This window comes from Streptomyces sp. NRRL B-24572 (assembly GCF_002156145.1).
GTDB lineage: Bacteria > Actinomycetota > Actinomycetes > Streptomycetales > Streptomycetaceae > Streptomyces > Streptomyces vietnamensis.
In genome coordinates this window covers 1-8,310 of the sequence record NZ_MWIG01000420.1, presented here as the reverse complement: position 1 = coordinate 8,310, position 8,310 = coordinate 1, and the positions used below count along the sequence as shown (strand labels likewise).

The 8,310-nt window shown below is 75.9% G+C and carries 7 protein-coding genes and 1 pseudogene; 5 read left to right on the top strand and 3 right to left on the bottom strand.

The features are described 5' to 3' along the window. Nucleotides 1-557: pseudogene (locus CCN56_RS24300) on the bottom strand (hypothetical protein); the annotation flags it as partial. A gap of 302 nt (nt 558-859) precedes the next feature. Between CCN56_RS24300 and CCN56_RS24295 the strand changes: the two are divergent. The 5 genes from CCN56_RS24295 (at nt 860) to CCN56_RS24275 (ending at nt 5,902) form a co-directional block, all read left to right on the top strand. Next, the gene (locus CCN56_RS24295) at nt 860-2,425 is read left to right on the top strand and encodes an FGGY family carbohydrate kinase (protein WP_256962119.1); all 1,566 of its coding nucleotides are present in this window, start codon (nt 860-862) and stop codon (nt 2,423-2,425) included. Further along, on the top strand, nt 2,422-3,846 hold the full coding sequence (locus tag CCN56_RS24290) for an FAD-dependent oxidoreductase (RefSeq protein WP_086829978.1): 1,425 nt from the start codon (nt 2,422-2,424) through the stop codon (nt 3,844-3,846). The genes CCN56_RS24295 and CCN56_RS24290 overlap by 4 nt, the downstream gene beginning before the upstream one ends. Beyond that, complete coding sequence (locus CCN56_RS24285; protein WP_086829976.1) at nt 3,843-5,069, top strand: FAD-dependent oxidoreductase; 1,227 nt, start codon at nt 3,843-3,845, stop codon at nt 5,067-5,069. Before CCN56_RS24290 ends, CCN56_RS24285 begins: the two co-directional genes overlap by 4 nt. Before the next feature lie 48 nt (nt 5,070-5,117). Beyond that, nucleotides 5,118-5,594 carry an NUDIX domain-containing protein gene (locus CCN56_RS24280; RefSeq protein ID WP_086829974.1) on the top strand — a complete coding sequence of 159 codons (477 nt, stop codon included), beginning with the start codon at nt 5,118-5,120 and terminating at the stop codon, nt 5,592-5,594. A gap of 62 nt (nt 5,595-5,656) precedes the next feature. Continuing rightward, nucleotides 5,657-5,902 (top strand): hypothetical protein, encoded by a 246-nt coding sequence (locus CCN56_RS24275; RefSeq protein WP_086829973.1) that lies wholly within the window; start codon nt 5,657-5,659, stop codon nt 5,900-5,902. An 18-nt stretch (nt 5,903-5,920) separates the two neighbouring features. Here CCN56_RS24275 and CCN56_RS24270 read toward each other — a convergent pair whose 3' ends face one another. Both CCN56_RS24270 and CCN56_RS24265 read right to left on the bottom strand, forming a co-directional pair. Further along, complete coding sequence (locus CCN56_RS24270; protein ID WP_086829980.1) at nt 5,921-7,126, bottom strand: cytochrome P450; 1,206 nt, start codon at nt 7,124-7,126, stop codon at nt 5,921-5,923. Nucleotides 7,127-7,309: 183 nt separating this feature from the next. After that, on the bottom strand, nt 7,310-8,310 hold a 1,001-nt coding region (locus tag CCN56_RS24265; protein ID WP_179199970.1), incomplete at its 5' end, for a TrkA family potassium uptake protein.

The following is an 8,310-nucleotide window of genomic DNA, read 5'->3' as shown; positions in this document are numbered from 1 at the left end:
CGGGAGGGCGTGCAGGGCGGAGCCGACGGGTGCCGAACCCGCCGCCCAGTAGGAGTAGTTGACGGCCTCGGAGAGGGGTCCGGACCGGCGGGCGTACACGAACTGCAGCATGCGGTGGTGGGCCTCGCGGTTGTGCGGGTCGCGCTTCTCCACCTCGGCGAGCAGGCCCCAGGGGCCGGGCGGCAGCATGGGCGCCGGCGGGGTGAGCCGGTGCTCGGCCATGCGCTGGCTTCCGTCGAGGGCGGCGAGGGCGATGAGGCCGACCCAGGGGACGGGGTCGGCGGGCGACCGGTCGGAGGCCTCGCGGCAGGCGGTCCGGGCCTCCTGCCAGAGTTCGAGGGTCCTGGCGTGGCCGGAGCGGTGGGCGCGGACGGCGCGCTCGNNGCGACGGTGGCGAGGACCTGGGTGCGCCGGGTCCAGGCCTCCCAGTCGGAGGTCTCGTCGAGCAGCCGGGCCATGGCCACCCAGCGGCCTGTGCGTAAGTCCTGGACGGCGTTGCGCAGGGCGTGGTCGTGGCCGGCGGGGTGGTAGACGGGCCGGAATCCGTGTCCGGCCATCAGGGGGTGGGGCGTGGTGTGGATGACATGGGTCCTCGGTGGATGGAGGGGGTGGTCAGTCCCCCGGCGGGCGTCCCGGCCGTTGATCGGCGATCACTATAGAGGGCTCTGGATGCGACCGGTCCACTTTCTTTTGTGACAGCAACTATTGAGCCAACGACTGAATTTGACTTACTGTCAGGTATTCCCGGCGACCTGACGGGGTCGTTCGCCGAGGCTTGACGAAGGTCCCGGGCGGCGGCACCCTGACCCTTTTCGGTGATCGGATGATCACGGAGCGGTCGAACGACGGGAGCAGCGGAATGACGGGCGGAGCGGTACTCGCCGTCGACCAGGGCACGTCCGGCACGAAGGCCCTCGTCCTCTGCCCCGAGCGCGGCGTCATCGGCACCGGGACGGCCCCGGTCCGGCCCCGCCACCTCCCCGGCGGCCTGGTCGAGGTCGACCCGCGTGAGCTGTACGACTCGGTGGTCGCCGCCGGGCGCGCGGCGCTCGCCGAGGCGGACGCGCGCGTCGTCGCCGTGGGCCTCGCCAACCAGGGCGAGACCGTGCTCGCCTGGGACCCCGCCACCGGCGAACCGCTCACCGACGCACTCGTCTGGCAGGACCGCAGGGCGGCCTCCGTCTGCGCCGGCCTCGACGACCGTGCCGAGGAGCTGCGCCGTCTCACCGGCCTTCCGGTGGACCCGTACTTCGCGGCGCCGAAGATGGCCTGGATCCGCCGCCACGCCACCGGCGCGGGCGTCGTCACCACCAGCGACGCCTGGCTCGTCCACCGGCTCACCGGCGCGTTCGTCACGGACGCGGCGACCGCCGGGCGGACCGGCCTCCTCGACCTCGACACGGTCGCCTGGTCTCAGACCGCCCTCGACCTGTACGGACTCGGCGGCGAGGCGCTCCCCCGGGTCGTGGACTGCGACACCCCGGTCGGCACCACGACCGCGTTCGGCCCCGCCCTGCCGCTCACCGGGCTCCTGGTGGACCAGCAGGCGGCGCTGCTCGCCCAGAGCGCCGACGACCCCGCCGCCGCCAAGTGCACCTACGGCACGGGCGCCTTCCTCCTCGCGCAGACCGGTCCCGAGCCCCGGCGCACCGCCTCCGGACTGGTGGGCTGCGTGGCCTGGCGGCTCGGCGGGCGCGTCACCCACTGCCTGGACGGCCAGGTGTACACGGTCTCCTCGGCCGTGCGCTGGCTCACCGACCTGGGCGTGATCTCCGGGGCCGGGGAGCTCGACGCGGTCGGCGGCGGTGTGCCGGACACCGGCGGCGTCACCTTCGTCCCCGCGTTCGCCGGGCTCGCCGCGCCCTGGTGGCGGGGGGACGTACGCGGCTCGCTCACCGGACTCGGCCTGGACACCGGCCCCGGCCATCTGGTGCGCGCCCTGTGCGAGGGCATCGCCGCCCAGGTCGTGGAGCTCGCCGCGGCCGCCGCCGCGGACCGGGGCGCGCCGCTGACCGCGCTGCGCGCCGACGGCGGCCTGACCCGGTCGGCCCTGCTCATGCAGACCCAGGCCGACCTGCTGCAACTCCCCGTCGAGGTCGCGTCGTTGCCCGATGCCACGGCGCTCGGCGTGGGCGCGGTCGCCCGGCTCGGACACCAGCCGGGGCTCACGCTCCGCGAGGCCGTGCCGGAGTGGAAGCCCTCGGCGGTGTACGAGCCCCGGATCTCGGCCGGGGAGGCGGCGGAGCGCCTCGGGCGCTTCCGCGCGGAGGTGACGGCGCTGGCGGAACGGTCGGGGGGCGCGGGCGGTACGGGCGGTACCGGCGAGGACACTGCGGGCGCGGACGCGGTTGCCGGGTCGGCGTCGGGGTCCGGTGCGGGCGGCGGGGCCGGTCTCGGTACCGCGGTCGGCGGCGGGGCCGTATGAGCGTCACACGGACCGGACCGCTCCCCACCGGCGAGGCCGCGGAGTACGACGTCGTGGTCGTCGGCGCGGGGGTCGTGGGTTCCGCGATCGCCCGCACGCTGGCCCGTCACCCGCTGCGGATCGCGCTCGTGGAGGCCGCGAACGACGTCGGCGACGGCACCTCCAAGGCCAACACGGCCATCCTGCACACAGGTTTCGACGCCGCGCCCAGCACGCTGGAGGCCCGGCTCGTGCGCGAGGGGCACCGGCTGCTCAGCTCGTACGCGCGGGAGGCCGGCATTCCCGTGGAGCCGCTGGGCGCCCTGCTCGTCGCCTGGGACGAGGAGCAGCGGGCGGCGCTCCCCCGCCTCGCGGAGAAGGCCGAGCGCAACGGCCACCACGCCACCCGCCTCCTCTCGGCGCCCGAACTGGCCGTACGCGAACCCCACTTGGGTCCGGGCGCCCTCGGCGCGCTCGAAGTGCCGGGCGAGTCGGTGATCTGCCCGTGGACGACCACCCTCGCGTACGCCACCCAGGCCGTCCGCTCCGGGGTCGACCTGCACCTGAACTGCCGGGTGGAGAAGGTGCGTCCGGGTGATCCGTACCACCGGCTCGTCACCCGGCGCGGGGTGCTGCGGACCCGCCTCCTCGTCAACGCCTGCGGTCTCCACGCCGACGCCTTCGACGCCCTGGTCGGCCGGGAGGACTTCACCGTCACCCCGCGCCGGGGCCAGCTGCTCGTCTTCGACAAGTTCGCCCGCGACCTGGTCCGGCACATCCTGCTGCCCGTGCCCGGGCCGCTCGGCAAGGGCGTGCTCGTCTCGCCGACGGTGTACGGGAACGTCATGCTCGGACCCACCGCCGAGGACCTCGACGACAAGACCGCCACGGACACGACGGCGCAGGGGCTCGCCGGGCTGCGCGAGCAGGGCGGCCGGATCCTCCCCGCGCTGCTCGACGAGGAGGTCACCGCCGTCTACGCGGGGCTGCGGGCCGCCACCGGACAGGAGGACTACCGGATCGCCGCCCACCCCGGGCTGCGGTACGTGACGGTGGGCGGGATCCGCTCCACCGGGCTCACCGCCTCCCTGGCCATCGCCGAGCACGTGCTCGGCCTCCTCGCGGACTGCGGCCTCGATCCGGGACCGTCCCGTCCGCTCGCCCCGGTCCGGATGCCGAACCTCGGCGAGGCCTTCCCCCGTCCGTACCGCGACGCCGAACTCATCGCCCGCGAACCGGAGTTCGGGATGATCGTCTGTCACTGCGAGCGGGTCACCCGGGGCGAGATCCGGGCCGCCCTCGGCTCGACGATCCCGCCCGGCGGCCTCGACGGGCTGCGGCGCAGGACGCGCGCCCGGGGCGGCCGCTGCCAGGGGAACCACTGCGGCGCGGAGGTACGGGCCCTCTTCGAGGAGCGGCTGTACGAGGAGGGGGCCCGGTGATCCGCACGGTCGACGTCCTCGTCGTGGGCGCGGGACCCGCCGGGCTCGCCGCGGCCGCCCGGCTCGCGGCGGCGGGCGCGGGCCGCGTCGAGGTCCTGGAGCGGGAGGCCGCGGCGGGCGGGGTGCCGCGCCACTGCGTCCGGCCGGGGTTCGGCGCGGACGCCCGGGGGCGCGCCCTGGACGGCCCGGCGTACGCGCGGCGCGCGGTGCGGGCGGCCCTGCGGGCGGGAGCGGTCGTCCGTACCGGCGTCTCGGCCACCGGCTGGGCCGGGCCCCTCACCCTGGACGTCACCGCCCCGACGGGGCTCGAACGGATCCGGGCGGGCGCGGTGGTCCTCGCCACCGGGGCCCGCGAACGGCCCCGCAGCGCCCGGCTCGTCCCGGGCACGCGGCCGGCCGGGGTGCTGACCACGGGCGAGCTCCAGCGGACGGTCGCGCGGTTCGGGCCGCACGGGGAGTCCGTCGGGCCGCTCGGGGAGTCCGTCGGGCGGCGGGCGGTGGTCGTCGGCGGCGACCCGGTGGCCCGCGGCGCGGTGCGCACGCTGCGCGCGGCCGGGGTGGAGGTGGCGGCCGTCGTCACCGAACTCCCCTCCGCCACGGTGTCGTTCGAGAGGGTCCCGGTCCTGACCGGCACGGTCGTGACGGAGCTGCTCGGACGCGGCCGGCTGACCGGGGTCGCGGTGCGGGGCGGGGACGGGCGGACGGCCGTGCTGCGGTGCGACACGGTGGTCTTCACCGGCGACTGGATCCCGGACCACGAGCTCGTCCGCGCCCGCGGGCTGCCGCTCGCCCCGGGCACCCGGGGCCCCGTGACGGACCCCGGCTTCCGCACGGCCGAGCCCGGGGTCTTCGCCGTCGGCAACCTGCTGCGCGGGGTGGAACCCGCGCCGGTGGCCGCCGCCGAGGGACGGGCGGTGGCGGATCCGGTGCTCGAACGGCTCGGCGGCCGCCCCTGGCCGGCCGCCGGGGTGCCCGTGACGGCGGTGGGCCCGCTGCGGTGGGTGACACCGGGCCTGGCAGGTCCGGAGGCGGCGCCCCTGCTCGTCCGGCCGGAGCGGCGGCTCGTGCGCCCGGTCCTGACCGTCGCCCAGAACGGCGTCCCGCTGCGGCGGGAGCGGCTGAGCGGGACGCTCGTCCCCTGGCGTTCGGTACGGCTCGGGGCACGGTGGACGAGCGGGGTGGACCTCGCGACCGGCCCGGTGACGGTCGACGCGCGGGAATAGGAGCACGCGGGGCTGCGTCGGCCGGAGCCTTCGGCCAGACTGGGGCGCATGCCGGACAAGCGCAGCGCGGGTCTTCTGGTCTTCCGCCGCCCGACGGGCGGTGGCGTCGAGGTGCTCATCGGTCACATGGGCGGACCCTTCTGGGAGTCCCGCGAGGAGTCGGCCTGGTCGATTCCCAAGGGGGAGTACGAACCGGACGAGGCACCCGAGGCCGCGGCAGCCCGCGAGTTCCTGGAGGAGCTGGGGCTCCCGGCCCCCGACGGCGAGTGGTTCGCCCTCGGCGAGTCCCGCCAGCGGAACGGGAAGCTCGTCACCGTGTGGGCCGTCGAGGGCGACCTCGACCCGGCCGAGGTCGTCCCGGGCACCTTCGTCATGGAGTGGCCGCCCCGGTCCGGGATCCGGGAGGAGTTCCCGGAGATCGACCGGGTGGGCTGGTTCACCCCGGAGGCCGCCGCTCCCCTGCTCGTCTCCGGTCAGCGGGTCTTCCTGGAACGGCTGTCGGAACACCTCGACGGGCGGGCCTGAGCCCCGTTGTCAGACCCGTACGAGAAGGTGGTGAGCGCCGAACTGTCGAGAGGGAGCCCGACATGACCACGATCACCGCCAGCGAGCGCGCGGCCGCCCAGGCGTACCTGCGGCTGCTCGAGTCCACGCAGGCCGTGCTGACCGACCCGCAGCTCGCCCCGTACGCGGGGGTGATGCTCACCCATCCGATGGCCGAGGCCGACGAGGCGCTGCGCGCGGCGGGCCTCGCCGGGAACGAGGACCGGCTGCTGCGCCTCGTCTCCTCCCTGCGGGCCTCCCCCGCGACCGCCTGGGGGCGCAGCGGTTGAGGCGGACGGGAAGGACCGTCAGACGCCCGGGCGGACCGGAAGGGCCCGGACGCTGTTGCCGACGAAGCCGGAGTGGCGGGTCAGCTCCGCCTCCGGGACCGCCAGGTCCAGGTCGGGGAAGCGGGTGAAGAGCGACTCCAGGGCGATCGCGGCCTCCATCCGGGCGAGCGGGGCGCCCAGGCAGTAGTGGGGGCCGTGGCCGAGCGAGAGGTGCTTCGCCGTCGCGGTGCGGGTGATGTCGAAGCGGTCGGCGTCCGGGCCGTGGGCCTTGGTGTCGCGGCCCGCCGCCGAGTATCCGGCGAGGACGGGGATGCCCTGCGGGATGACCGTGCCGCCGACCGTCAGGTCGCGGGTGGGGTAGCGGAACGGGAAGTAGCTGACCGGGCTGTCCCAGCGGAGGGTCTCCTCCACCACGTCGGCCCAGTCGGCGCGGCCCTCGGTGACCAGGGCCAGCTGGTCGCGGTGGGCGCAGAGCGCCCGGACGGCGTTGGTGACGAGGTTCAGGGTGGTCTCGTGGCCCGCGACGATCATCAGGAGCAGGGTGCCGATCAGCTCGGGCTGGCTGAGCCGGTCGCCGCCCTCGTCCCGGGCCGCGATGAGGGCGCTGGTGAGGTCGTCGCCGGGGGCGGCGGCCTTGTCGGCGGCGATGGAGGCGAGCAGCTCGACGAGGTCCCGGTTGGCGGCGACGGCCCGGGCGGGCTCGGTGTCGGTGGCGACGACCAGACTGGACAGGTGGTGCAGCCGGTCCTGGTGGGCCGGGTCGACGCCGAGGAGTTCGCAGATCACGCCGAGCGGCAGCGGAAGCGCGTAGTGGCGGCGCAGATCGGCGACGCCGTCGCCGGCGCGGGCGGCCTCCGCGAGGCCGTCGAGGAGTCCGGCGGTGACCGTCTCGACGCGCGGGCGGAGCTCCTCGACCCGGCGGGCGGTGAAGGCGCTGCTGACCAGGGTGCGCAGCCGGCGGTGGTCGGCCCCGTCCGCGGTGATCATGCCGGGGACGGTGGCGAAGGTCAGCAGCGGCCAGCCCTCGGGTATGCGGCCCTCGGCGAGCGCGGTGAAGTGCTGGGGCCCCTTGGCGACGTCGGGGTGGGAGAGGAAGTCGCGCAGCGCGTCGTGGCCGAGCACCGCCATGCCCTCGATCTCGCCGGGCAGGATCACCGGGGCCACGGCGCCCTCGGCGAGCAGCCGGGCGTTGTCCGCGTGCGGGCAGCCGCCCGCCGGGTCCATGCGGTGCGGCGGGCGGCCGGCGGCCGGGGTGGTGTGCGGCGTGTTCAAGGAAGGGACTCCTGACTGACTGCGGATGCGGACCGGTGCGGGCGTGTGCGGGCCGGTGCGGGCCGTCGTGGACCGTTGCCGGCCGTTGAGGGCCACTGAGGGCCGTTTCGGCACGTGAGCGGTCAGATCCTACGGTCAACCACGCTCCGTTCGTACGGAGTTGTCCGACGCGCCGAGGGCGTCCCGGCCGCCCCGGCCGTGGAGTTCGGCCAGGCCCCGGCGGGTGGCGGCCACCACCACCCGGTCCCCCGCGCCGAGGAGACGATCCGGCTGGAGACGCCAGTCCTGGCCGGAGCCGTCTCCGCGTCCGCGTCCGTCGAGGGCGATGACCCGCCAGGCACCCGGACGGAAGGCCTCGGCGACGGTCCGGCCCTCCAGGAGCGGGTGGTCCGCGACGTCCACGGCGGCGAAGAGGAGGACGCGGCGCTCGACCGGTACGGCGCCGAAGACCTGGCGGCCCATCATGGCGCCCGCGAAGGCGGGTGCGGCGAGGTGGGAGACGCTGCGGCTCCGGGTGAGGGCCCCGGGGTGGGCGGTGCGCAGGGTGCGGAAGACGGCGGTGGCGAAGTCGTCGTCGAACAGGCGCAGGACGACCCGCAGGTCCGGGGTGACGGCGCGGGCGGAGAGCGCGGCCTCCAGGTTGGTGATGTCGACGCTGGTCAGGGCGAGGAGGGCGTGGGCGCGGTGGATGCGGGCGGCCTCCAGGACGCCCTCCTCGGTGACGTCGCCGATGACGGTGGGGACGCGCAGCCGGCGGGCGAGGGCGATGCCCCGGGCCTCCGGGTCGGATTCGACGCACACCACGGGGATGTTCAGCCTGCGGAGCCGGGCGAGGACACGGGTGCCGACCTTGCCGAGCCCGAGGAGCACGACGTGGCCGGAGAGTCCGCGCGGCGGGCGGCGCAGGCTGGTCGCGGTGCGGAAGGTGCCGAGGCCTTCGAGGAGGGCGGCGACGATCACCGGGAGCAGCAGGAGGCCGACGAACCCGGCCAGGATCTGGAGCAGTTGGCGGCTGATCGGCTCGCCGACCGCCGGGTCGCCGATGGCGAAGATGTCGAGCAGCGTCAGATAGGCGGCGTGCAGGGGGTGGTCGCCGGTGGTGAAGGTGGAGGCGAGGGCGAGCGCGAGGACGGCGG

Excerpts from the sequence above, each read along its gene's own strand:
- CCN56_RS24295 (WP_256962119.1), top strand. The coding sequence starts at position 860 with ATGACGGGCGGAGCGGTACTCGCCGTCGACCAGGGCACGTCCGGCACG.
- CCN56_RS24290 (WP_086829978.1), top strand. The coding sequence starts at position 2,422 with ATGAGCGTCACACGGACCGGACCGCTCCCCACCGGCGAGGCCGCGGAG.
- CCN56_RS24280 (WP_086829974.1), top strand. The coding sequence starts at position 5,118 with ATGCCGGACAAGCGCAGCGCGGGTCTTCTGGTCTTCCGCCGCCCGACG.
- CCN56_RS24275 (WP_086829973.1), top strand. The coding sequence starts at position 5,657 with ATGACCACGATCACCGCCAGCGAGCGCGCGGCCGCCCAGGCGTACCTG.
- CCN56_RS24270 (WP_086829980.1), bottom strand. The coding sequence starts at position 7,126 with ATGGACCCGGCGGGCGGCTGCCCGCACGCGGACAACGCCCGGCTGCTC.